Raw genomic sequence first — 23680 nt, forward strand, 5'->3', positions numbered from 1 at the left:
AACAAGAAGATCGGTTTCACGAACGGCCTCAATCATTGCCCGATGGTGCTCAAGAATCTGATCAAGGCGCGCCGTGGCCACGCCGACGCGCTCTCCGACGACGCCCAGCTCGCCAGCAGCGGTTTGCTGGCCGGTTTCGAGGCGCTCCCGACGACCGTGCTCGTGCTGGACATGCGTCAGGTGCGCATTGCCTACGCGAATCCGTCGGCGGAAGCGATGCTGGAACTGTCGCGCAAGCAGCTGACGCAGATGAACTGGACCGAGCTGTTCGCGAACGCCGAGGAGCTCGCGGGCACGATCACGTCGATCGCGGAGAACCGTTTCAACGCCACGCGCCTCGACGCCGTGCTCGACCGCCCGAACCGCGAGCCGGTGCACGTGCATGCGATCGTCGGCTATCTCGAAGCAGCCAGCGACTACGTGCTGCTCGAACTCTTCGAGAACGAGCGCCACCTGCGCACCGATCGCGAAGAACGCATCCACGACCTGACCGCGGTCAACAAGCAGCTGATCCGCAATCTGGCGCACGAGATCAAGAATCCGCTCGGCGGCATCCGGGGCGCGGCGCAATTGCTCGAGTTCGAACTGGGCGCGCTCGAACGCGATGAACTGCGCGAATACACGCAGGTCATCATCAAGGAATCGGACCGGCTGCAGACGCTGGTCGATCGACTGCTGGAGCCGCACCGGCATCCGCATATCGTCGGCGACGTGAACATCCACGAAGTATGCGAGCGCGTGCGTGCGGTGATCCTCGCCGAGTTCCCGCGCGGGCTCACGATCGAACGCGACTACGACGTCAGCGTGCCCGACCTGCGCGGCGACAAGGAGCAACTGATCCAGGCGTTGCTCAACATCGTGCGCAATGCGGCCGAGGCGTTGCGCGAACGTATTTCACAAGGCGATGCAAAGATCGAGTTGCGTACGCGCATCGCCCGCAAGGTGACGATTGGCAAGAAGCTGCACAAACTGGCACTGGACTTGCATATCACTGACAACGGTCCTGGAATCCCCAGCGAGATTCGCGACCGGATCTTCTTTCCGCTCGTGTCGGGCAGGGAAGACGGCAGCGGCCTGGGACTCACGCTCGCGCAGTCGTTCGTGCAGCAGCACGACGGGCTGATCGAAGTGGAGAGCAAACCGGGCTGCACCGAGTTCATCATCCTGTTGCCATTCGGGAGCTGAAATCGGGTTGACCATCACCACTACGCGCCATCACGTCACAGGCCGCTCTCAAACCAGGCCGCGTCCGCATCACGCTTTGAAGCCGCACCGTTTCGACGGGCTCACACCGAACCATACGAAGACTTCTCGCCGAACGATATGAAGCCGATCTGGATAGTAGACGACGACCAATCCATCCGCTGGGTGCTGGAAAAAGCGCTGGCCCGCGAGAATTTCGCGACGCGCAGTTTCTCCGGCGTGCGCGACGCGCTCGCCGCGCTCGAACAGGACAGCCCTCAGGTGCTCGTGTCCGACATCCGCATGCCGGGTGGCTCGGGGCTCGAATTGTTGCAGACCGTGCGCGACCGTCTGCCGGGTTTGCCGGTCATCATCATGACGGCGTTCTCGGATCTCGACAGCGCCGTGGCGGCATTCCAGGGCGGTGCCTTCGAATATCTCGCCAAGCCGTTCGACGTGGACAAGGCGGTCGAGCTGATTCGCCGCGCGGTGGACGAAAGCATGCGGGGCGAAGCGGCCTATGACGAGCGCGTGACGGAAACGCCCGAGATGCTCGGCCAGGCGCCCGCGATGCAGGACATGTTCCGCGCGATCGGCCGGTTGTCGCACTCGGCGGCGACCGTGCTCATCACGGGCGAATCAGGCACCGGAAAGGAGCTTGTCGCGCGCGCCTTGCACCGACATAGCCCACGCGCGAGCGGGCCGTTCATCGCGCTCAACACGGCGGCGATTCCGAAGGATCTGCTGGAATCCGAACTGTTCGGCCACGAGCGCGGCGCGTTCACCGGCGCGCAGGCGATGCGCCAGGGCCGCTTCGAACAGGCCGAGAACGGCACCTTGTTTCTCGACGAAATCGGCGACATGCCGTTCGACTTGCAGACGCGTCTGTTGCGCGTGCTGTCGGACGGGCAGTTCTATCGCGTGGGCGGGCACAACCCGTTGAAGGCCAACGTGCGGGTGATCGCGGCGACGCACCAGAATCTCGATGCACGCGTGCGGCAAGGCTTGTTCCGTGAGGACTTGTATCACCGGCTGAACGTGATCCGGCTGCGGCTGCCAGCGTTGCGCGAACGCAGCGAGGACATTCCCTTGCTCGCGCGGCATTTCCTGCAGAAGAGCGCGCGCGATCTCGGCGTGGAGCCGAAGCGGGTGTCGGACGAGGCGTTGGCGTATCTCGCGTCGCTGCCGTTCCCGGGCAACGTGCGGCAGCTGGAAAACCTGTGCAACTGGCTCACGGTGATGGCGCCCGCGCAGGTGATCGAGCAGAAGGATCTGCCGCCGGATCTCACGCCGCGTCAGGATTATGCGGCCGAGGCCATCGCGGTCTCGACCGACGGCGCGGTGGCCACGGCGCCCCTCATGCAGAACGGCGCGGGTGCGCCGGCCACTGCGGCGCCGCTGGCGGCCGGGGTGGCGGCGAGTGTGTGGGAGAACGGCTTGCGGACCGAAGTCGCGCGGCTGTTGCGCGAGAATTCCGCCGATGTGATGGACGAACTCGCCCGCCGTTTCGAGGCCGCCGTGATTCGCGAGGCGCTCGACTTCACGCGCGGCCGCAAGGTGGAAGCCGCCGAGCGCCTGGGCATCGGACGCAATACGATCACGCGCAAGATCCAGGAACTGCACCTGGACGCGTGATGCCTATGCCCGCGAGACGGGATCAGCCGAGCGTCGCGATTACGGGCGCGTGGTCCGACGGCTGGTCCCACTTGCGCGGCACCTTGTCGACTTCGCACGCGGTGCAGGTCGCGGCCAGTTCCTTCGACAACAAAATGTGGTCGATGCGCAGCCCCGCGTTGCGCCGGAACGCCATCATCCTGTAGTCCCACCACGTAAAGAGCTTGTCCGGCTGTTCGAACTGGCGGAAGGCATCGGTGAGGCCGAGTTCGAGCAGTTGCGTGAAATGCGCGCGCTCTTCCGGCGACACCAGATTCTGGCCTTCCCAGGCTTTCGGGTCGTGCACGTCGCGGTCGTCGGGGGCGATGTTGTAGTCGCCGAGGAGGGCGAGTTTCGGGTGCCGGGCCAGGTCTTCACGCAGCCATTCGCGCAGCGCTTCGAGCCAGCGCATCTTGTAGGCGAACTTTTCGGTGCCGGGCGCCTGGCCGTTCGGGAAATACGCCGAGATGATGCGCACGCCGTCGATGGTCGCGGCGATCACGCGCTGCTGCAAATCCTCGAAGCCGGGAATGTTGCGCACGACGCTGATCTCGTCCACGTCGAAGTTCGCCTCGGCGCGCACCAGGATGCCGACGCCGTTGTAGGTCTTCTGTCCCGCGAACCAGCTTTTGTAGCCGGCGGCTTCGAGCTCCGCGCGCGGAAACTTCTCGTCGGGCATTTTCAGTTCCTGCAGGCACAGCACGTCGACGCCCGATTGCGCGAGCCAGTCGATGACGTGCTGCTGGCGGACTTTGAGGGAGTTGACGTTCCAGGTAGCTATCTTCACGAGATGTCCAGAATGTTGATGCTTGGGCGGTGTGACATTTTACTGGTCCAGCAATGTGAGGATGGATGTGTAGTCGGCCCGGATCCGTATCACGTCGCTTCGAGCAAGTCGACACATCCGAGCGGCGCAGCTTTATCGATGACCGCGAGGGCCATATTCGCCTTGGCGACAAGTTCGAGCGGCCTGAGTCCCTGCTCGTAATGACCGTGGGTAATCCGGTCCATGCCTGCTCCAGCGAGCTTGGCGACCGTGCGCAGGCTCGCGTGCAGGGCAACACTGTCCAGACGGCCGCCGTGGAGGATGAGGTTGCGTTGCCGGTACAAGCGATGAAACGATTCCGCGATCAGTTCCTTGATCGTCTGCAATTCCGGATGCGGGTTCAGCAGCAACTTTCTCATCCGCGCAACGGCTGCTTGATCCGCGACGGAGGGCATCACGGGCATGCGGTCTTCAACGATCATTCTGGCCAGCACGCGCGACCGTTCGCGGTTTGCCTCGATGCCGGCCAGTTCTGCACACTCGGCGGGAAAAATTCGTTCTGCACGTCGAGATAGTGACGTAAGCTCCGCGCGCGGAAAAGAGCAGGTGACGAGCGTCGCCAGATTGTCCGCCGCCGAAGCCCTGTCGTTGGGATCGGCAAGCAGGCCTTCGATCGCCCCCCAGCCTCCCGCGATCGCGGCAGGCGGCGAACTGTCTTCGAGGTGCGCAAGCAGTTCCAGTGCAGCGTCAACGTCCTGGCTTCCATCGGTGGCAAAGATGCGATCGCTTCGAAACAACTCGCTCACCGCGACGCCGCGCGAATTGGCTTTCGTGGAGAACTCCACGGTGCTACCGCTCACCCAGACATTCGGCAGGAGGTGGAGTGGCTCGCCGGTGGCCAGCAGAGCTCGAGCCGAATACCGGTCGGACTCATTGCGGGCGGCGTTTGCTGCGCCGATTTCATCTCTGGCCGTCACCGTAATGGTCATCGCTGCGGCTGCTCGCACGCCGGTCGTGTCGAAACCATGCTGTCTCAGCCATTCGGTGACCGCGGCCGCTCTTAACCATCGCGTGTTTGCGACTTCATTCAACTTCGGCATGCTCTTAACGGCGATCAACACTTCGAACGCGCGCGGCGGGTTCGATTGGATCAAGCCCTGAAGTTCTTCGGCAAGCTCTGCAAGCGTGATGAGTTGAGATGAGTCACGTCGGTCTGCAATCCAGTCGTGCAGAAATTGAGCGGAGAAGCCGGCATCGAGCAAATGGGCGCCGACGTGACGGGCGAAGTGTTCGGGCCGAAAGTCACCTCTTGCGATCGCGTCTGCCCAGCGGGACAAATAATTCGAGGACACGCGCTGGCACAGCTCGCGGATGGTGAAATGAGCAACGCCCTCCGGCCGTGGGACCTGCCGAACCTGCTCAACGAGAAGCTGCTTTTCGGCAGGAGAGAAGGCCGGATGTGTGCCGACGCGTTTCTGCAGTGACGAGGCGATGCGCTTGACCGATCCTTCGCTCAGATGCCCCTGTTTCATGACCGTGCATGCTTCGAACAGTTCGTCCATGGCGAGCACGGTGCCGATTCCCCAAAGTGACCGGTACCAGCGTTTTTGTTCGGAGAAGAACTCGTGCAAGCGTGCAAATGCGATCTGCTGAGCTGGATTGACAAGGTTGAGCATGCGAATTACGATGACGGTCCGGTCAGCAGAAGTGTTGATCTACAGTCTAGTGGGGCGCGACCCAATCGAAAGCGACAATCATAGATTGTTTAACTCGAACGGCTCAAGCCCCCAGTTGTTGAAAGCCCCGCCATTGGCGGGGTTTTTTTTCGACTGCCTGAATCGTCTTCGGATCGCTGAGATAGGGCGCCTTGAGACACATGGCTTCCAGCCACGTTTATGGCATCAGCGGGACCATCTCGTATAACAATCATGTTCTCGAGTAGTCATCTTCACGAGGAAATGAGGCCGGCCCAAAGCGCTCACGCCGGTGTCCAAAAAAGCGGTGTGACACAGCCCGGCATTTTACGAAATTATCCACGCTCGCCGTGATAAACGCGCCTTGCGCTGTGTGGTCCGTGCCGCGCGTTGCATGTTCCGAAGCCATGCCGCTCGATGCTCCTCGCCAAGGCCACATTTCACTCCACACGGGCGATTCTTGCCCCGCACGGGCGCGAAGTTCTTCCCGAACTCGCTGATACTGGCTCCGCATCGCCTTGCGTGTGACGCTCGACTCACACTGCGGCCATGCGGCTCGATCAGGCGAACACGAACCCATCGAGCCAGCGAAATCGTTGGCGATCCTACCGACCCGGACGAACGCGACCGACCGTCGCAAGGAAGGCTCGCGCCCGTCTTCCACACTCACGCGCATCCTTGTTCAAATGAATCCGATCGACCTCATCGAAGAAACCATTGGCCTCGAAGGCGGCTATTCGAATCATACCGACGACGCGGGCGGCGAAACCATGTGGGGCATCACCGAAACCACCGCTCGCGCGTACGGCTATACCGGCCCGATGGACGAGATGCCGCGCGACACGGCCATCGACATCTACCTCCAATGCTATTGGGAGGAACCGCGCTTCGACGAGGTGAATGCGATCGACGAGGACATCGCCGGCAAGCTGTTCGACATCGGAGTCAACATGGGGCCCGCCACCGGCGTCCGGTTCCTGCAACGCGCGCTCAACGTGCTGAACGACCAGGCGTCCTCCTACGACGATATCTCCGCTGACGGACTCATCGGCCCGATGACGCTGTCCGCGATGCAGTCCTTCATCGATCAGCGCGGCGACGACGGACGGCGCGTGTTGCTCGGCATGATCGCCGCCCAGCAGTCGGTGCGGTATGTGGAGATCGCGGAGGACGACCCGTCGCAGGAGAGCTTCGAGTACGGCTGGCAGTTGAACCGGGCGTTCAGCATCGCGGGATAGGCGGACAACACGGAGCGCCTCGTTTACGCGATTTTTATACGTCGTCGCTCACTCTTGTCGCGCCCTTTACGCGGCTTTCCCTAATCTCCCCTTGTCGTGATCGGACTGATCGGACTGATCGGACTGATCGCACTGATCGAACAAGGGGAGAACCACACAATGGACCTGTTTTACCTCGCCGGCATCGTCCTGTTCCTCGGACTCTGCATGGCGCTCGCGGGCGGCTGCGAGCAGTTGCGCCGCCATCCGCCGGGAGGCCGCCCATGAACGGCTGGATGATCGCGCTGGCCTCGGCCGCCACGCTGCTTTTGCTCGTCTACCTCGTGTACGCCCTGTTGCGTGCGGAGGAGCTCGAATGAACGCCAGCAATCTCATGCAGACGGCACTGTTCATCGCCGTGCTGATCGCGCTCGCGCTGCCGCTCGGGCGTTATATGTCGAATGTGTTCGAGGGCACGTCGCTGGTCGTGCGCAGAATCGGACGGCCTGTCGAGCAACTGCTGTACCGTCTCGCAGGCGTCGATCCCGAAGCGGAGATGTCGTGGAAGCACTATGCGCTCGCCGTGCTGCTCTTCAACGGGCTGGGGGCGCTGGTGCTGTACGCGATCCTGCGTCTGCAAGCGGTGCTGCCGCTCAATCCGCAGGGCATGGCCGGCATGACGCCCGATGCCGCGTTCAACACCGCCGTCAGCTTCGTCGCCAACACCAACTGGCAGGACTACGGCGGCGAAAGCACGCTCGGCTATCTCGCACAGATGCTGGGCCTGACCGTGCAGAACTTTCTCTCGGCGGCAACCGGCATCGCGGTGGTGATTGCGCTGGTGCGCGGCTTCAAGCGCCACGGCGCGCAGACCATCGGCAACTTCTGGGTCGACCTGACACGCGCGACGCTCTACGTGCTGATGCCGCTCGCCGTCGTGTTCGCGCTGGTGTTCGTGAGCCAGGGCGTGATCCAGAACTTCAAGCCATATGCCGATGTGCCCACGCTCCAGGTCACGACGTATCAGGCGCCGCGCCTCGATGCGCAAGGCAACGCAATGAAGGACGCGCAGGGCAAGCCCGAGATGCAGGACCAGCACGCCCGCACGCAGACGCTGGCGATGGGCCCGGTGGCCTCGCAGGAATCCATCAAGATGCTCGGCACCAACGGCGGCGGCTTCTTCAACGCCAACTCGGCGCATCCGTACGAGAACCCGACGCCGTTCTCGAACTTCCTGCAGATGCTCGCGATCCTGCTGATTCCGGCCGCGCTGTGCGTGACCTTCGGACGCATGGTTGGCGACGGACGCCAGGGTCACGCGGTGCTCGCGGCCATGACCATCGCGCTCGCGGTGGCCTGCGTCGGCGAGATCTCGGCGGAGCAGGCGGGCAATCCGCTCGTCACGACGCTGCATGTGGACGCCCAGGCCTCGGCGTTGCAGCCGGGCGGCAACATGGAGGGCAAGGAGACGCGCTTCGGCATCGCGCAATCCGGTCTCTTCACCGTGGTGACCACGGCCGCCTCATGCGGCGCCGTGAACACCATGCATGACTCGCTGACGCCGCTCGGCGGTCTCGTGCCGATGCTGCTGATCCAGCTCGGCGAAGTGATCTTCGGCGGCGTCGGCTCGGGTCTCTACGGCATGCTCGCGTTCGCGCTGCTGGCGGTGTTCGTCGCGGGGCTGATGATCGGCCGCACGCCCGAATACGTCGGCAAGAAGATCGAGGCCTTCGACATGAAGATGGTTTCCATCGTGATCCTGCTCACGCCGATGCTGGTCCTGGCGGGCACCTCGGTGGCCGTGCTGGCCTCGGCGGGCAAGGCAGGGATAGCCAACCCGGGCGCGCACGGTTTCTCCGAGATCCTCTACGCGTTCAGCTCCGCCGCCAACAACAACGGCAGCGCGTTCGCGGGCCTCTCGGTCAACACGCCGTTCTATAACCAGATGCTCGCTGTCGCGATGTGGTTCGGCCGCTTCGGCACCATCGTGCCCATTCTCGCGATCGCCGGCTCGCTGGCCGCGAAGAAGCGTCTCGCCGCCAACGCCGGCACCTTGCCCACTCACGGACCGCTGTTCGTCGTGTTGCTGCTCGGCACGCTGCTGCTGGTCGGCGCGCTCACCTACGTGCCCGCGCTCGCGCTGGGACCAGTGGTCGAGCATCTCGCCATGATCGCTGGACAATGATTTCGAGGACTGCATGAATCACGATAAACAACCGTCTGCGCATCTCCCTGGCAATCTCGGCCAGGCGCGCACGGCGGCACGCTCGATGTTCGATCCGGCGCTCGTCCGCCCCGCGGTCGTCGACGCCTTCAGGAAGCTCGCGCCACGTACGCAGTTGCGCAATCCGGTGATGTTCTGCGTCTACGTGGGCAGTGTGCTCGCGACCATTCTGTGGATTGCCGCGCTCGCCGGTCAGGCCGAGGCGCCCGCCGGCTTCATCCTGGCCATCGCACTGTGGCTGTGGTTCACGGTGCTGTTCGCGAACTTCGCCGAAGCGCTGGCCGAAGGCCGCTCGAAGGCGCAGGCGGCCGCGTTGCGCCAGGCCAAGCACAACGTGATGGCGAAGAAGCTCAACGAGCCGCATCCGAAGTCGCCGATCCGCATTACCACGTCCACCGACCTGCGCCGCGACGATGTCGTGCTCGTCGAGGCCGGCGACGTGATTCCCGCCGACGGCGAAGTGATCGACGGTGTTGCGTCCGTCGACGAATCCGCCATCACCGGGGAATCCGCGCCGGTGATCCGCGAGTCGGGCGGCGATTTCTCGTCGGTGACGGGCGGCACGCGCGTGCTGTCGGACTGGATCGTGGTGCGGGTCTCGGTGAATCCGGGCGAGGCGTTCCTGGACCGCATGATCGCGATGGTCGAAGGCGCGAAGCGGCGCAAGACGCCGAACGAAATCGCGTTGACCATCCTGCTGGTCGCGTTGACGCTCGTGCTGCTGTTCGCGACCGCCACGCTGCTGCCGTTCTCGATGTTCGCGGTCGAGGCGGCGGGGCAGGGACACGTGGTGACGATCACCGTGCTGGTCGCGCTGCTCGTCTGCCTGATTCCGACGACCATCGGCGGGCTGCTGTCCGCCATCGGCGTGGCCGGCATGAGCCGCATGATGCAGGCGAACGTGATCGCGACCTCGGGGCGCGCGGTGGAAGCCGCGGGCGACGTCGACGTGCTGCTGCTCGACAAGACCGGCACGATCACGCTGGGCAACCGGCAGGCGGCCTCGTTCAGCGCGGCGCCGGGCATCGATGAACGGGACCTGGCGGATGCGGCGCAACTCGCCTCGCTCGCGGACGAGACGCCGGAGGGCCGCAGCATCGTCGTGCTGGCGAAGCAGCGTTTCGACATCCGCGCACGCGACATGGCGACCCTGCACGCGAACTTCCTGTCGTTCAGCGCGCAGACGCGCATGAGCGGCGTCGATTTGCCCAATCGCGAGATTCGCAAGGGCGCGGCGACGGCGCTGAAACAGTACGTCGAAGCGCGCGGCGGGCGCTTTCCGCAGGAGGTGCAGCATGCCGTCGACGAGATCGCGCGGCGCGGCGGCACGCCGCTCGTCGTGGCGGAGTGTGTGAACGGCAAAGCGCGCGCGCTCGGCGCGATCGAGTTGAAGGATATCGTCAAGGGCGGTATTCGCGAGCGCTTTGCGGAACTGCGCAAGATGGGCATCAAGACGGTGATGGTGACGGGCGACAACCGGCTCACGGCGGCGGCGATCGCGGCCGAAGCGGGCGTCGACGACTTCCTTGCCGAAGCGACGCCCGAAGCCAAGCTCACGATCATTCGCGAGCATCAGGCGCAAGGCCGGCTCGTCGCGATGACCGGCGACGGCACCAACGACGCCCCCGCGCTCGCGCAGGCCGACGTTGCCGTGGCGATGAACACCGGCACCCAGGCGGCGAAGGAAGCCGGCAACATGGTCGATCTCGACTCCAATCCGACCAAGCTGATCGAAATCGTGGAGATCGGCAAGCAGATGCTGATGACGCGCGGCTCGTTGACCACCTTCTCCATTGCCAACGACGTCGCCAAGTACTTCGCGATCATTCCCGCCGCGTTCGCGACGACCTATCCGCAGTTGCGCGTGCTGGACGTGATGCATCTGGCGTCGCCGTCGTCGGCGATCCTGTCGGCGGTGATCTTCAACGCGCTGATCATCGTGTTCCTGATTCCGCTCGCGCTGAAGGGCGTGAAGTATCGCGCGCTCGGTGCGGCCGCGCTGTTGCGACGCAATCTGCTCGTGTACGGACTGGGCGGCATCGTGTTGCCGTTTCCGTTCATCAAGCTGATCGACATGGCGATCACCGCGCTCGGCTGGCACTGAGCCATTCATTCCAAAGGCAGAATCATGATGAAAACTTCATTGCGTCCGATGCTCGTGCTGTTCGTCGCGCTGACGGTGCTGACGGGCGTGCTCTATCCGCTGGCGGTGACGGCGATCGGCCAGGCCGTGTTTCCGCATCAGGCCAACGGCAGTCTGATCGAGCGCGACGGCAAGGTGGTCGGCTCGGCGCTGATCGGGCAGCAGTTCGATGCGCCGCGCTATTTCTGGGGACGTCTCTCGGCCACGACGCCGAATCCGTACAACGCGGGCAGTTCGAGCGGGTCCAATCTCGGCCCGACCAACCCCGCGCTCACCGACGAAGTCAAGGCGCGCGTCGCCGCGTTACAGGCCGCCGATCCGGACAATCATGAAGCGGTTCCCGTGGATCTGGTGACGTCGTCGGCAAGCGGACTCGATCCTGAAATCAGTCCGGCCGCTGCGGCGTATCAGGTGGCACGCGTGGCCCGCGCGCGGGGTCTGCCGGTTGAGCAGGTCGAGGCGCGGGTGGCGCAGGCCACGTCCGGACGTCAGTTCGGCTTGCTCGGGGAGCCGAGAGTGAATGTGCTTAAATTGAACCTTGCGCTGGACAAGCAATAAGAACGGAACCTCGACCCAGCGCGCCCGCCCACCCGAAGCAGCACATGCCCCGCCCAACCCCAGACGAGCTTCTCGACAAACTTCACCGCGAGGAAGAAAAGCGCCAGCGCGGCCGGCTGAAGATCTTCTTCGGCGCGTCCGCGGGCGTCGGCAAGACCTTTGCGATGCTGCAGGCCGCGCGCCGGCGCCGCGACGAAGGCGGCGAGGTGCTGGTCGGCGTGGTCGAGACGCATGGCCGCAAGGAAACGCTGGCGCTTGCGCACGGGCTCGACACCTTGCCGCCCGCGCAGATCGACTATCGCGGCCGCGTGCTCGCCGAGTTCGATCTCGACGCCGCGCTGCATCGCAAGCCGCAACTGATCCTCGTCGATGAACTCGCGCACGCCAACGTGCAGGGCGCGCGCCACGTGAAGCGCTGGCAGGACGTGCAGGCGCTGCTGGACGCGGGCATCGACGTCTACACGACCGTCAACGTCCAGCATCTCGAAAGTCTCAATGACATCGTCGGGCGGATTACCGGCATACGGGTGCGGGAGACGATTCCTGACCGCATCTTCGATCTCGCCGACGAAGTCACGCTCGTCGATCTGCCGCCTGAAGAACTGCTCGACCGCCTGCGCGACGGCAAGGTGTACGTGCCGCAGCAGGCCGCGCACGCGGTGCGCAACTTCTTCCGCAAGGGCAACCTGATCGCGCTGCGCGAACTGGCCTTGCGCCGCACCGCCGACCGCGTCGATGCCCAGATGCGCGAGTACCGTGCCGACCAGTCCATCGAGCCCATCTGGCGCGCGCGCGAGCGGCTGATCGCGTGTATCGGACCGGGGCCGGAAAGCGCGGCGCTGGTGCGCGCGGCGGCGCGTCTTGCCGCTGCGCTGAAGGCGGACTGGCTCGCCGTGTATGTCGAAACCCCGAAGCTGCAGCGCCTCTCCGACGAACGCCGCACCCGCACGCTCGACGCGCTCAAGCTCGCGGCCGAACTCGGCGCGGAAACGGTCACGCTCGATGGCGCCGATGCCGCCGCGACGCTCATCGACTACGCGCGGCTGCGCAATGTGTCGAAGCTGGTCGCGGGGGCGTCGGCGGCGCGCGGCTGGCGGCGGCTCTTCGATGCGCCGGTGAGCGAGCGCATCGTCCAGCGCGGCCCGGACATCGACGTGACGCTGGTGGCGACCGGCGCGCGCGACGAACCGGGCGGCGCGCAGGCGCCGCGTCCGGGCGCGCTTGCCGCGTGGCGCGACGGCGCGCACTCGCCGCCGCGCGCATATGCAATCGCGTTGACGATCGGCGCGGGCATCACGCTGCTGGCGGACCTGCTTGCCGCGCGCCAGTTCGCGATCACCAATCTCGTGATGCTCTATCTGCTGGGCGTGGTCTTCACGGCGGTGCGGCTCGGGCGCGGGCCGGGCGTGATGTTGTCGTTTCTCTCGGTCGCGGCCGTCGATTTCTTCTTCGTGCCGCCGCAACTGTCGTTCTCGGTCACGGACACGCAGTATCTGCTGACCTTCGGCGTGATGCTGCTGACCTCGCTCACCATCAGCCATCTCACGTCGAGCCTCAGGCGCCAGGCGCGCATCGCGTCACTGCGCGAACGCCGAACCGGCGCGATGTATGCAATGACCAAGGAACTCGGCGCGGCGCTGATGACCGGGCAGATCGTCGAGATTGGCGTGCGGCATGTCGCCGAGGTCTTCCAGGCGAAAGCCGCGATTCTCCTGCCCGACGCGTCGGACAAGGTGCGCCGGAACGTGGGCGAGGAGGGCGGCATCGGGCTGGATGAGACCGCCCTCGATGCCGATGTCGCGCAATGGGTCTACGACCAGCAGCGGCCGGCGGGCCACGGCACGGACACCTTGCCCGCGAGCCGCGCGCTGTATCTGCCGCTGAAGGCGCCGATGCGCACGCGCGGCGTGCTCGCGCTCGTCACCGGGCGCGAAGGGGAGTTCGCGGTGCCCGAGCAGCGCCGCATGATCGAGACCTTCGCGGCGCAGATCGCGCTCGCGCTCGAACGCGTGCATTACGTCGAGATCGCGCAGGATGCGCTCGTCAACATGGAGTCGGAGCGGCTGCGCAACTCGCTGCTGTCGGCGATCTCGCACGACTTGCGCACGCCGCTGACGTCGATCGTCGGCTTCGCGTCCGTGCTGGAGGAGCAGGCGCGCGAGGCCGGCGGCGGCAACCCGGAGACCTCGCGCGAACTGGTGCAGGCGATCCACGAAGAAGCGCTGCGCATGAGCGGGCTCGTGATCAACCTGCTCGACATGGCGCGGCTGCAAGCCGGTTCGGTGCGGCTGAACCGGCAGTGGTCGATGCTGGAGGAGACGGTCGGCGCGGCGCTCGCCGCTTCGCGACGCGTGCTCGCGGGCCGGACGATACACACGGACGTGCCGGCGGACCTGCCCTTGCTCGAACTCGACGCGGTGCTGATGGAACGGCTTTTCGCCAATCTGCTGGAGAACGCGGCCAAGTACACGCCGCCGGGCACGCCGGTGGCGATCGGCGCCGCGCTGGTCGATGCGGATGACAAAGACAACGCGGGCAATGCGCGCGTCGTGCGCGTGCATCTCGACGACGAAGGCCCGGGCGTGCCCGAGGCGCTGCGGGCGCGTCTGTTCGACAAGTTCACGCGCGGCGAGAAGGAATCGGCGCAAACGGGAATCGGGCTGGGTCTCGCGATCTGCCGCGCGATCGTCGAGGCGCACGGCGGGACGATCGGCGTCGAGAATCGGCGGGATGGCGAAGGGCGCGTTTCAGGCGCGCGCTTCTGGTTCGCGCTGCCAGTAAGCGACGCCGCACCGCGCGACGTGCCCGAGCATGTGCCCGATGACCTCCCGCCCGGCGAACCTTCTTCGCGGGAAGCATAGGGCTTGCTCCGGCCGCGCTTTATGATGTGCGCTCGACCCACGAAAGAAGACTGGCGATGAGCGAATCCCAACCCACGTTGAGCGGCACGCGCGTGCAGCTCCGACCTTTGCGGCGCGAAGACCGCGCCGCGCTGCTCGCGGCCGCCGCCGACGGCGAACTGTGGAATCTGCGTGTGACGGTGGTGCCGAACGAGGACACCATCGACCGCATGATCGACACCGTGTTCGCGGACCGCGACGCCGGTACGGTCATGCCCTTCGTGATCGTGCGGCGTGAGGATGGACGCGTCGTTGGCAGCACGCGTTTCTGGAAGATCGACCGCGTCAACCGGAAGTGCGAAATCGGCAGCACGTGGCTGGCGGCCTCGGCGCAGCGCACCGGCATCAATATCGAGGCGAAGCTGCTGATGCTCACGCACGCGTTCGAGGTCATGCAATGCGTGCGGGTGCAGTTCACGACCGACGAACTCAACGAGAAATCCCGCGCCGCGATTCTCGGCATCGGTGCGAAGCAGGAAGGCGTCGTGCGTCACGAACGCATCATGCCGGATGGCCGCAAGCGCAATTCGGTGCGCTTTTCCATCATCGACGACGAATGGCCCGACGTGAAGGTCATGCTCGAAGCGAGGCTCAGGCGTCCGGCCTGATCGTTCCATTTTGCTGTGGCCGTCTGCAGGTCATTTCTGTCCCGCTACAATCGGACCAGACGCTGGACACATGGCCCGGGACGGAGGTTTCGCACATGGATTTGATCATTCGCCGCGCGGCGCTCGCAGGAGCGCGCGAACTCGTCGATATCGGCATGGACGCCGGGCGCATTGCCGCCATCGAGCCGCATCTGTCCGCCACCGCGCGCGAGGAAATCGATGCCGACGGCGCGCTCGTCACACCGCCTTTCGTCGATGCGCACTTCCACATGGATGCCACGCTGTCCTACGGCCTGCCGCGCGTGAATGCATCGGGCACGCTGCTCGAAGGCATCGCGCTGTGGGGCGAACTGAAGCCGGACCTGACGCAGGAAGCGCTCGTCGAACGGGCGCTGCAATATTGCGACTGGGCCGTGGCGCGCGGGCTGCTCGCGATCCGCTCGCACGTCGACGTATGCGACCCGCGCCTGCTGGCGGTCGAGGCGCTGCTCGAAGTGAAGCGGCGCGTGAAGCCCTATCTCGATCTGCAACTCGTCGCGTTCCCGCAGGACGGCGTGTTGCGCAGCGCCGGCGCTTTCGACAACCTGAAGCGTGCGATCGCGCTGGGTGTCGATGTGGTCGGCGGCATTCCGCATTTCGAGCGCACGATGGAAGACGGCGCGGCATCGGTGAAGCTGCTGTGCGAATTCGCGGCCGAACAGGGCTTGCGCGTGGACATGCATTGCGACGAGTCCGACGATCCGATGTCGCGCCATATCGAAACGCTGGCCGCAGAGACACACCGGCTCGGCTTGCAGGGGCGCGTGACGGGTTCGCATCTGACCTCGATGCACTCGATGGACAACTACTACGTGAGCAAGCTGATCCCGCTGATGCGCGAATCGGGCGTGGCAGCGATTGCCAATCCGCTCATCAACATCACGCTCCAGGGCCGCGCCGATACCTATCCGAAGCGACGCGGCATGACGCGCGTGCCCGAACTGATGGCGGCGGGCGTCACGGTTGCCTTCGGTCACGATTGCGTGATGGATCCGTGGTACAGCCTCGGCTCGGGCGACATGCTCGAAGTCGCGCACATGGGGCTGCATGTCGCGCAGATGACGGGCGTCGAAGCGATGCGCGCCTGTTTCGATGCCGTCACGGTCAACCCGGCGCGCATCCTCGGGCTGGAGGGCTATGGGATCGAAGTGGGCTGTCACGCGGACTGCGTGGTGCTCGATGCGCGCGATCCGATCGAGGCCATCCGCCTGCGCGCGGCCCGCACCGCCGTGGTGAGACGAGGCAAGGTCGTGAGCCGCAGTCCAGCCGTGCGCGCGACGCTGGCGCTGGAAGGCCGGCCCACCGAGGTGGACTTTCGCATCCGCCGATAAAAAACGCCGGCATCCATGAGATGCCGGAGCCTCTCGCCGTACTGGTCAGCGCACTTAGTGCACGGCCTGTCCCGACATGCCGTTATGCCGCAGCAAGGCGTCGATGTCCGGCTCGCGGCCACGGAACGCCTTGAACGATTCCATCGCCGGGCGGCTGCCGCCCACCTCCAGAATCTCGCGGCGATAGCGCATGCCCGTCTGGCCGTCCAGCACCGAACCGCTGCCGAGCTTCGCGGCTTCCTCGAACGCGGCGTACGCGTCGGCGGACAGCACTTCAGCCCACTTGTAGCTGTAATAACCCGCCGCGTAACCGCCCGCGAAGATATGGCTGAAGGTGTTCGGCCAGCGGGAGAACGGCGCCTGCGGAATCACGTGGAACTGCTCGTTGATCGCGCGCGCGAGGTCGTTGACGTTCTGCGTGCCGTTGGCCGGATCGTAGGACGTGTGCAGCACCATGTCGAACATCGAGAAGACGATCTGGCGCAGCGTGCCCAGTCCGCTCTGGAAGTTCTTCGCGGCAAGCATCTTGTCGAAGAGTTCGCGCGGCAGCGGCGCGCCGGTTTCCACGTGGGCGGACATGTCGGTGAGCACGTCCCACTCCCAGCAGAAGTTCTCCATGAACTGCGACGGCAGCTCGACCGCATCCCACTCGACGCCGTTGATGCCCGACACGCCCAGTTCGTCGATGCGCGTCAGCATGTGATGCAGGCCGTGACCGAACTCGTGGAATAGCGTGATGACTTCGTCATGCGTGAAGCAGGCCGGCTTGCCGCCCACCGGCGCCGAGAAGTTGCAGGTGAGATACGCCACCGGCGTCTGCACGCCGCCCTGGACGCGCTTGTGACGCGAACGGGCGTCGTCCATCCAGGCGCCGCCGCGCTTGCCTTCGCGCGCGTAGAGATCGAGATAGAACTGCGCGACCAGCGTGCCGTCCGCATTCTCGACGCGGAAGAAGCGTACGTCCGGATTCCACACGGCGGCTTCGTCGCGACGAATCGACACGTTGAAAAGCGTTTCGGTGACCTTGAACAGGCCCTTCAGCACGGCTTCCTGCGGGAAGTATTGCTTGACCTCGTTTTCCGAGAACGAGTAACGCTTCTGACGCAGCTTCTCGGCTGCGTACGCGACGTCCCACGGTTGCAGTTCGGGCATGCCGAGTTCGGTCGCGGCGAACGCGCGCAATTCCATCCAGTCGTTTTCGGCGTAGGGTCGCGCGCGGGTGGCGAGGTCTTCGAGGAACGCAATGACCTGTGCGGGCGATTCGGCCATCTTCGGCGCCAGCGACACTTCCGCGAAGTTCTGGTAACCGAGCGTCTTCGCTTCTTCGTCGCGCAGTGCCAGGTTCTCGACGATGTTCGCCGTGTTGTCCCATTCGGCTTTGCCGCCGCCGTAGGTTTCACCGAGTTCGGATCCCCGCGTGACGTAGGCGCGGTACATTGCTTCGCGCATCGGACGATGCTCGGCGTATTGCAGCACCGGGAAGTACGACGGGAAATGCAGCGTGAATTTCCAGCCGTCCTTCGCGTCGCGCTGGGCCGCCTCTCGTGCGCCTTCGATCACGTCGTCCGGCAGGCCAACCAGATCGCTCTCCTGCGTGACGACATACGAGTAGGCATTGGTGGCGTCGAGCACGTGATCGGAGAATGCCTTCGAGAGCGCCGCCTGTTCTTCCTGCAATTGCGCGAAGCGCGGCTTGCGGTCTTCGGGCAACTCGGCGCCGGACAGACGGAAATCGCGCAGCGAGTTGTTGAGGATCTTCTTGCGCTCGGCGCTCAGGCCCGCAAAGTCCGGTCCGGCGGCGATGGCCTTGTACTTCTCGTACAGCGCGAGATTCTGGCCGACGCTCGCGGAAAATTCGGTCACGCGCGGCAGGTTTTCGGCATGGGCGGCGCGCAGTTCCGGGGTGTCGGCGACGGCGTTCAGATGGCCGATGACGCCCCACGCGCGCGACAGCTTCTCCGATTCCAGTTCGACCGCCTCGACGACATCCGTCCAGGTGGCGGGCGTCTCGGGTGCGGCCGCGCGATCCACGGCGCTTCGGGCCGCCGCCAGCAGCACATCCAGCGCGGGCGTGACGTGTTCGGGGCGGATCTCGCCGAAACGTGGGAGATCGGAAAAATCGAGCAGCGGATTGGCCGCTGCCGGGGTGGACGTGGTGTCGCTCATGGCTCTCCCGTTCTGGTGTTGGGTGAAGCCCCGGCGGGACAGCGCGCCCCGCGCCGGGTTCTCTCAAGGATTATTGGGGCGGTCGGGGCAAATTCCAATCGATAGTTTTTTCAGGATGCGCGATTGTTTCAAACCCGGTTGCAGCCCCGATTTCAGCCCTGCGCCGCGCGTTCCGCCGCTTCGATGGTGTTGACGAGCAGCATCGTGATGGTCATCGGGCCGACGCCGCCCGGCACCGGCGTGATATAGCCGGCCACTTCCTTTACCTGGGCGAACTCGACGTCGCCGCACAGCTTGCCTTCGTCGTTGCGGTTCATGCCGACGTCGATCACCGTCGCGCCCGGCTTCACCATGTCGGCGGTCAGGATATTGCGGCGGCCGACCGCGGCGACCACCACGTCAGCCTCGCGCGTGTGCCTGGCGAGATCGCGGGTCTTGCTGTGACAAATGGTGACAGTGGCGCCCGCTTCGAGCAGCAGGAGGGCCATTGGCTTGCCGACGATGTTCGAACGGCCGATCACGACCGCGTTGGCGCCCGTCAGGTCGATGCCGTGCGCCTCGAACATCTTCATCACGCCGTAGGGCGTGCACGGGCGAAACAGCGGCTTGCCGGTCATCAGCGCGCCCGCGTTCGCGACGTGGAAGCCGTCGACGTCCTTCTCCGGGGCGATCGCTTCGATGACCTTGTGGCTGTCGATGTGCGACGGCAGCGGCAGCTGCACGAGGATGCCGTGGATGGCGGCATCGGCATTGAGCTTCGCGATGTGGGCGAGCAGTTCGGCTTCGGTGAGCGTGGCGGGGAAGCGGTCCATCACCGAATGCAGGCCGTTGTCGTGGCACGCCTTCACCTTGTTGCGCACATAGACCTCGCTCGCGGGATTGTCGCCCACCAGCACGACGGCGAGGCCCGGCTGGTGGCCGCGAGCGGAGAGGGCGGCGGCGCGCCGGGCGACTTCGGCGCGAAGGGTCTTGGAGAGGGCGTTGCCGTCGATGAGTTGGGCGGTCATGGTGAATCGGTGTGGGGTTGAGCGAGGGGGCAGTGCGAAGAATCGAATCGGGCCGGGTTGCGCGCGCGGATCCGTGTGTCAGGCGGAAGTATACCGTGCCTCGATGGGGCGGGTAACGGAGCGCTGAATTCTTGCTATTTCTAATGCGCTTTCAACAGCAATTTGAAATGTTTTGTTTCTGCCTGTCTCTGCACTCATTCGGTTATTTCAGACCGTCACGACTCTGATAGTGTGCTGAAAGGCGATTTTTAAATAACAGCCCGAGTGCATGTGCGCTTGGAGTCATTGGACGCAAATCCGGATTTTATGGCTGTCAACGATATTCGTCTTTCGCTAGTGTTTTTTAATGCCACTATCTCCGGAGGAGAGCATGACGCTATTGGGCGAAACCAGGTTATCCAGAAAGACTCAATCTTCAATATCTCAAACGATCTCGTTCAATGTTGCTGATGTCGACGAAGAGGGTCTGCATCAAGACTAGCCATTGATGCGTGCAGGTCGGGCGGGTAAAGCCACGGACTCGAATAAAAAACCGCACCGGGTCTGGGTTCACGTTCCGCATCATGGATGAAATCTCACGTTTTCAACATGGCAGGAATGGCTCAATCCTGTCGAGACGCGTATTGTCATTGCTGCTTTCGCCGTCTGACTCATACTCGGCGCCGAAGACTTTCGTTGCCACGGATTTTGCGATTCTGATGTACCCGTACACGGGAGACTCGCAGTGTGCCGGAGCATGGAGCGAGGCCTCAACATGATGATCGAGGAGGAGACGGAAAGGTTTGACGAGGATTGGCGAAACGTAAAAGAAGAAACGGCGGAGCTTTTTGTCAAGCTGCGTGACGATCCAAAGCTCGCGGTCAACATCATGCCCATGCTCACGCTCGAGTGGACGGGGCAAGGCCTCAAGGCGTTTGCAGAGAATGGGCTGATTGCGAACTCCACAATCGCGTTCGGCGCCGACGCTTCGATGTTCTTTGCAGAAAATCTGAAGAGCAACCGTTATTGATTACGTCGGCTTCATCTCGTCAGGCGATCGGCGCATGGCAATCGTCTGGATCCGCTTTTGCCTCTGATCGGCAATCTGATATCCGATCAGCTCACTCAGCGATTCACGTTTCAGCGGTCTAACGATGATGAGCCTGATTTTCTCCAGGTCACGATGTTCATGCTTGGCTGGTCGCTGGCTTACCGTTAAATGGCGAAGCCTTCATCGCTGGAGAATGTCAAATGACGTCATTACCGTGTGATGTTCAGCAGGTCGCATTCACTGTTTCTGGTCAATCCCACGGCCGTCAGCGCTGAAACAGCCTTCTATAAGCTGTGGAACCTGAAGAAGGATTGGCGCGTGTATCAACAGCGAAGCTCATGGATCGACGTGGATTTTTGAAGCCGACCGGCGGCCTTGCTTCCGCGCGAGGCCTGGCCCGCTTGCGCGGACCAGGCCGGTGGAACCGCTGGAATCGGTCGCGGCTGACTACGGCGCGACCGGCTTCCAGGATGCGCCAGGAGCGGTCAGCGAGACCTTCGAGGCGAGGTCGGCCGATCTTGCGCCGAGGTCTTTCTCAAAAAGCTGGCCATCCTGCTTCACGAGAAAACTCATCACCCCGGTCCGACCATATTGGGCGGGGGTGGCGATCAGTCCCGCGCCGCCGCCCTGAGCTCTCAGGATGCGGTAGTGGTAGCCGTAGTAACCATCCGCCGCGCTCGGCTTGTTCGGCATCTCCGCAGCCAGCGGGCCGAGCGGGCTTTCCGCTTCGCCCGGCGCCGTTTCCCAGTACAGGCCGTCGTGCTTGCCCGGCGTGCTGACGAAGCGGTCCGCGTAGTGCCCCTGCTGGTCGCGGAACTCCTTCTGCGCGGCGACATAGGCGAGCGCCACCTGCATCGCCGAACGCTCGTTGCGGCCGATGCGACGCGTGAGCACTTCATCGCGCGCGGCGGGCATGTCGAAGCGCCAGCCGTTCGCCACCTTCACGAGCGGAATCGGCAGCGTCCAGCCGCTGGTGCCGACTTCGATATACGCGGCGGGGTGGCCGTCGAGCGGCTGCGGGGCGTCGACGATGCGATGCTGCTGCGCCCACGCGCCGAGGTAGGCGTAGATATCCTGTTCGCCGATGCTGTCGGTGGGAACGTAATGCGCATGGTCCTTGCCGAGGACTTTTGAGAGCGCGCGTTCGTCGTTGCTCGCGATGGCGTCGGTGAGCGCCTGGGCCGCAGCCTCGGTGCTCGGATAGACAGCTTGCGATGCGGTCTGAGCACGCGCCGTCGTCGCGCTGAATGCGAGGGCGGCGAACGACGCGGCGAGTACTGCGCCAAGCAAGGCTTTCTTCGGTAAGGCGAAAGGGTGGTTAGGGGTCATTTCAGGCTCCTTGAGCGGGCGGTCGCCGCGTGCGCGGTGCGTAGGCAGGGATAGGGTCATCAACGGCGATGGAAGCCGCCGCCGCCATGTAATCCGCCGCCGCCGAAGCCGCCCGGATGCTGTATGCCGCCACCTCCGCCTCCCAGGCCGCCGCCTTCGCGCTGAATACCGCCACCACCGCTGCCGAGACCGCCGCCCTGGCGCTGCATGCCACCGCCGCCGGCGCCGAGACCGTTACTCTGGCGCTGCACGCCGCCGCCGTTCTCACCGGGCCGGCTTTGCGTCCGGTTCGAGTACGACTGCCGGCTCGCCTGCCCGCGCTGGATGTCCTGCCGCGCGGCATCGCCATCGCCCGCGCCGCGCAGTGCATTGTCGCGGTTGACGCTCTGCGCGCGCTGCTGCAGGTCGCTGCGGTTGAGCGCATTCTGACCGCCGCCCTGGCGAATGCTCTGCGCGCGCTGGCTGGCCGTCTGATTGAGGTTCTGCCCGGTGCGCTGCTGCAGCGTCTGCGCGGCTTGCGCGCGTGCGTCCTCGCGGCCGCGGAACTGGCCGGCATTCGCGCCGGGATTGGCGTTATTGAAGCCGTTCTGCCGACCGGCGAGGTTGTTGCGGTTGAACTGCGGATCGTTGCGATTCCAGCGCACGTTGTTGCTGTTCGCATTGATGCGGTTGTTCACGTTGATGTTGTTGTAGCGATTCACGTTGACGTTGACGTCGCCGTGATTCCAGTCGCAGTTGCCCCACAGCGAATTGGCGACCGCGATGCCCGCGCCGAAGGCCAGGCCCGACACGAAGCCGGTCGCGATGGCATAGCCGGGCGGCGGAGGCACGTAGACCGGCGGATAGGCCGGATAGGGCCACGCGCCGTAGACGACCGTCGGGTTATAGGTCGGTACGTAGACCACCTGCGGATTGGCCGGCACGATTTCGATCCTGGTCGTGCTGGTGGTGCTGGTCGCGCTGGTGGTGCTGGTCGCGCTCGGCGCCTGCTGGACCTTGACCGTTTGCTGCTCGTTGCTCTTCAGGTTGCCCGCGCCTTGCGCGGCGCGCCGCAGACGCTGCACGGAGTCCATCACGTCGCTGGGCTGCGCAATGAACGCGTTGCCGAGTTGCGCGGTCCAGTCGATCTTGGAGGCCAGGGTCGCGAGGGCCTGCGGGAACGCCACGAGCGATTGCACGCTCGGATCCCAGGGCTGCGACTGCACGGCGCGTACGGCGTCGTCGCCCTTGAGGTTGGTGTTGGCCTTGGCCCACGCATCCGCGTCAGTCACTTGCGCGGGATAGGTCGACGCCATCAGCACCTGGGCGAGCAGGGCATCGGGATAGAGCGCCACGGGTGCCGTCAATGCGTCGAGCTGCTGGCCGGAGAGCTTCTGCGTGGGGTTTGCCGCAGCGGGCTGAGCCGGTGTCTGAGCTGGAACCTGCGCCGGCACCTGCGCCGGCACCTGCGCTTGCGCATGGTACGGATGGAGATACTGAACCGCGACGGGCACGGCGACCAGCGCCGCGCTGAGCGCCACGATGCGCGCCGTGCGCTTGCGCGATGGCGAGCCGTTCGCCGGCGGATGGGAAGGATTGCGTTCCACGATCAGGTCCTCCGGTGCGCGATGCCCGCCGTGCGCGTGCCACGCGTCGGGCCGCACGCAGTGTGCCCATGCGTGCCGCGCGGGGCAGGTGAGAGAAAGGGAAGCGGGAGGCGTTCGGCATCGGGCCCGGCGGCTGCGATGCCAAACGTTTGCTGGCCGAGCCAGGACGCGAAGGACGTCTTGTCGCGCATGACGTTGTCCGGTAGTTAAGGCCCGCAGACGTTACGGGCGGGCCCCAAGGTGTGTC

At 64.7% G+C, this 23680-nt stretch carries 18 protein-coding genes; 12 read left to right on the forward strand and 6 right to left on the reverse strand.

Translation table 11 applies throughout. The features are described from left to right. The first annotated feature begins 42 nt into the window (after positions 1–42). Both glnL and ntrC read left to right on the forward strand, forming a co-directional pair. Positions 43–1185 (forward strand): nitrogen regulation protein NR(II), encoded by a 1143-nt coding sequence (gene glnL, locus QCE88_RS06705; RefSeq protein WP_309900321.1) that lies wholly within the window; start codon positions 43–45, stop codon positions 1183–1185. Positions 1186–1323: 138 nt separating this feature from the next. Then, positions 1324–2817 (forward strand): nitrogen regulation protein NR(I), encoded by a 1494-nt coding sequence (ntrC, locus tag QCE88_RS06710; protein ID WP_309900323.1) that lies wholly within the window; start codon positions 1324–1326, stop codon positions 2815–2817. A 22-nt stretch (positions 2818–2839) separates the two neighbouring features. On the opposite strand, the gene xth is transcribed toward ntrC, so the two are convergent. Beyond that, complete coding sequence (xth, locus tag QCE88_RS06715; RefSeq protein ID WP_309900325.1) at positions 2840–3622, reverse strand: exodeoxyribonuclease III; 783 nt, start codon at positions 3620–3622, stop codon at positions 2840–2842. Between the two features lie 89 nt (positions 3623–3711). Then, on the reverse strand, positions 3712–5277 hold the full coding sequence (locus QCE88_RS06720; protein WP_309900327.1) for an integrase: 1566 nt from the start codon (positions 5275–5277) through the stop codon (positions 3712–3714). Positions 5278–5981: 704 nt separating this feature from the next. Between QCE88_RS06720 and QCE88_RS06725 the strand changes: the two genes are divergently transcribed. The 9 genes from QCE88_RS06725 (at position 5982) to QCE88_RS06765 (ending at position 16315) form a co-directional block, all read left to right on the forward strand. After that, positions 5982–6533, forward strand: a complete 552-nt coding sequence (locus tag QCE88_RS06725) for a glycosyl hydrolase 108 family protein (protein WP_309900329.1) — start codon at positions 5982–5984, stop codon at positions 6531–6533. Positions 6534–6692: 159 nt separating this feature from the next. Beyond that, a complete protein-coding gene (locus tag QCE88_RS06730; protein ID WP_309900331.1) occupies positions 6693–6800 on the forward strand; it encodes a potassium ABC transporter ATPase in 108 nt (35 codons plus the stop codon). After that, positions 6797–6892 (forward strand): potassium-transporting ATPase subunit F, encoded by a 96-nt coding sequence (locus QCE88_RS06735; RefSeq protein ID WP_309807913.1) that lies wholly within the window; start codon positions 6797–6799, stop codon positions 6890–6892. Before QCE88_RS06730 ends, QCE88_RS06735 begins: the two co-directional genes overlap by 4 nt. Then, entirely contained in the window at positions 6889–8697 is a 1809-nt protein-coding gene (kdpA, locus tag QCE88_RS06740; RefSeq protein WP_309900333.1) for a potassium-transporting ATPase subunit KdpA, read from the forward strand. The genes QCE88_RS06735 and kdpA overlap by 4 nt, the downstream gene beginning before the upstream one ends. A gap of 85 nt (positions 8698–8782) precedes the next feature. After that, positions 8783–10840, forward strand: coding sequence for a potassium-transporting ATPase subunit KdpB (gene kdpB, locus QCE88_RS06745; RefSeq protein ID WP_309903433.1), 2058 nt, complete (start codon positions 8783–8785; stop codon positions 10838–10840). A gap of 27 nt (positions 10841–10867) precedes the next feature. Further along, positions 10868–11437 (forward strand): potassium-transporting ATPase subunit KdpC, encoded by a 570-nt coding sequence (gene kdpC / locus QCE88_RS06750; protein ID WP_309903435.1) that lies wholly within the window; start codon positions 10868–10870, stop codon positions 11435–11437. A gap of 44 nt (positions 11438–11481) precedes the next feature. Next, positions 11482–14298, forward strand: a complete 2817-nt coding sequence (locus tag QCE88_RS06755) for a sensor histidine kinase KdpD (RefSeq protein ID WP_309900335.1) — start codon at positions 11482–11484, stop codon at positions 14296–14298. A 56-nt stretch (positions 14299–14354) separates the two neighbouring features. Beyond that, a complete protein-coding gene (locus QCE88_RS06760) occupies positions 14355–14945 on the forward strand; it encodes a GNAT family protein (protein ID WP_309900337.1) in 591 nt (196 codons plus the stop codon). 95 nt (positions 14946–15040) lie between these two features. After that, positions 15041–16315: an amidohydrolase family protein gene (locus tag QCE88_RS06765; RefSeq protein WP_309900339.1), complete on the forward strand. Its 1275-nt coding sequence runs from the start codon at positions 15041–15043 to the stop codon at positions 16313–16315. A gap of 54 nt (positions 16316–16369) precedes the next feature. Here the strand turns inward: QCE88_RS06765 and QCE88_RS06770 are convergent, their stop codons facing one another. Both QCE88_RS06770 and folD read right to left on the reverse strand, forming a co-directional pair. Next, the gene (locus QCE88_RS06770; RefSeq protein WP_309900341.1) at positions 16370–18481 is read right to left on the reverse strand and encodes a M3 family metallopeptidase; all 2112 of its coding nucleotides are present in this window, start codon (positions 18479–18481) and stop codon (positions 16370–16372) included. 152 nt (positions 18482–18633) lie between these two features. Beyond that, on the reverse strand, positions 18634–19488 hold the full coding sequence (gene folD, locus QCE88_RS06775) for a bifunctional methylenetetrahydrofolate dehydrogenase/methenyltetrahydrofolate cyclohydrolase FolD (RefSeq protein WP_309900343.1): 855 nt from the start codon (positions 19486–19488) through the stop codon (positions 18634–18636). 754 nt (positions 19489–20242) lie between these two features. Here folD and QCE88_RS06780 point away from each other — a divergent pair. Further along, positions 20243–20497 (forward strand): hypothetical protein, encoded by a 255-nt coding sequence (locus QCE88_RS06780; protein WP_309900345.1) that lies wholly within the window; start codon positions 20243–20245, stop codon positions 20495–20497. Positions 20498–20965: 468 nt separating this feature from the next. On the opposite strand, the gene QCE88_RS06785 is transcribed toward QCE88_RS06780, so the two are convergent. Both QCE88_RS06785 and QCE88_RS06790 read right to left on the reverse strand, forming a co-directional pair. Then, positions 20966–21847: a DUF2950 family protein gene (locus QCE88_RS06785; protein WP_309900347.1), complete on the reverse strand. Its 882-nt coding sequence runs from the start codon at positions 21845–21847 to the stop codon at positions 20966–20968. A gap of 59 nt (positions 21848–21906) precedes the next feature. Further along, positions 21907–23433: a DUF3300 domain-containing protein gene (locus QCE88_RS06790; RefSeq protein WP_309900349.1), complete on the reverse strand. Its 1527-nt coding sequence runs from the start codon at positions 23431–23433 to the stop codon at positions 21907–21909. Between the last annotated feature and the right edge of the window lie 247 nt (positions 23434–23680).

Origin of the sequence: Caballeronia sp. LZ035 (assembly GCF_031451175.1) — a bacterium.
Taxonomy (GTDB): domain Bacteria; phylum Pseudomonadota; class Gammaproteobacteria; order Burkholderiales; family Burkholderiaceae; genus Caballeronia.

What these genes read in the sequence shown, in the direction of transcription:
- glnL (WP_309900321.1), top strand. Translation starts at nt 43, where the DNA reads ATGGTGCTCAAGAATCTGATCAAGGCGCGCCGTGGCCACGCCGACGCG.
- ntrC (WP_309900323.1), top strand. Translation starts at nt 1,324, where the DNA reads ATGAAGCCGATCTGGATAGTAGACGACGACCAATCCATCCGCTGGGTG.
- QCE88_RS06720 (WP_309900327.1), bottom strand. Translation starts at nt 5,277, where the DNA reads ATGCTCAACCTTGTCAATCCAGCTCAGCAGATCGCATTTGCACGCTTG.
- QCE88_RS06725 (WP_309900329.1), top strand. Translation starts at nt 5,982, where the DNA reads ATGAATCCGATCGACCTCATCGAAGAAACCATTGGCCTCGAAGGCGGC.
- QCE88_RS06730 (WP_309900331.1), top strand. Translation starts at nt 6,693, where the DNA reads ATGGACCTGTTTTACCTCGCCGGCATCGTCCTGTTCCTCGGACTCTGC.
- QCE88_RS06735 (WP_309807913.1), top strand. Translation starts at nt 6,797, where the DNA reads ATGAACGGCTGGATGATCGCGCTGGCCTCGGCCGCCACGCTGCTTTTG.
- kdpA (WP_309900333.1), top strand. Translation starts at nt 6,889, where the DNA reads ATGAACGCCAGCAATCTCATGCAGACGGCACTGTTCATCGCCGTGCTG.
- kdpB (WP_309903433.1), top strand. Translation starts at nt 8,783, where the DNA reads ATGTTCGATCCGGCGCTCGTCCGCCCCGCGGTCGTCGACGCCTTCAGG.
- kdpC (WP_309903435.1), top strand. Translation starts at nt 10,868, where the DNA reads ATGAAAACTTCATTGCGTCCGATGCTCGTGCTGTTCGTCGCGCTGACG.
- QCE88_RS06755 (WP_309900335.1), top strand. Translation starts at nt 11,482, where the DNA reads ATGCCCCGCCCAACCCCAGACGAGCTTCTCGACAAACTTCACCGCGAG.
- QCE88_RS06760 (WP_309900337.1), top strand. Translation starts at nt 14,355, where the DNA reads ATGAGCGAATCCCAACCCACGTTGAGCGGCACGCGCGTGCAGCTCCGA.
- QCE88_RS06765 (WP_309900339.1), top strand. Translation starts at nt 15,041, where the DNA reads ATGGATTTGATCATTCGCCGCGCGGCGCTCGCAGGAGCGCGCGAACTC.
- QCE88_RS06770 (WP_309900341.1), bottom strand. Translation starts at nt 18,481, where the DNA reads ATGAGCGACACCACGTCCACCCCGGCAGCGGCCAATCCGCTGCTCGAT.
- folD (WP_309900343.1), bottom strand. Translation starts at nt 19,488, where the DNA reads ATGACCGCCCAACTCATCGACGGCAACGCCCTCTCCAAGACCCTTCGC.
- QCE88_RS06780 (WP_309900345.1), top strand. Translation starts at nt 20,243, where the DNA reads ATGATGATCGAGGAGGAGACGGAAAGGTTTGACGAGGATTGGCGAAAC.
- QCE88_RS06785 (WP_309900347.1), bottom strand. Translation starts at nt 21,847, where the DNA reads ATGACCCCTAACCACCCTTTCGCCTTACCGAAGAAAGCCTTGCTTGGC.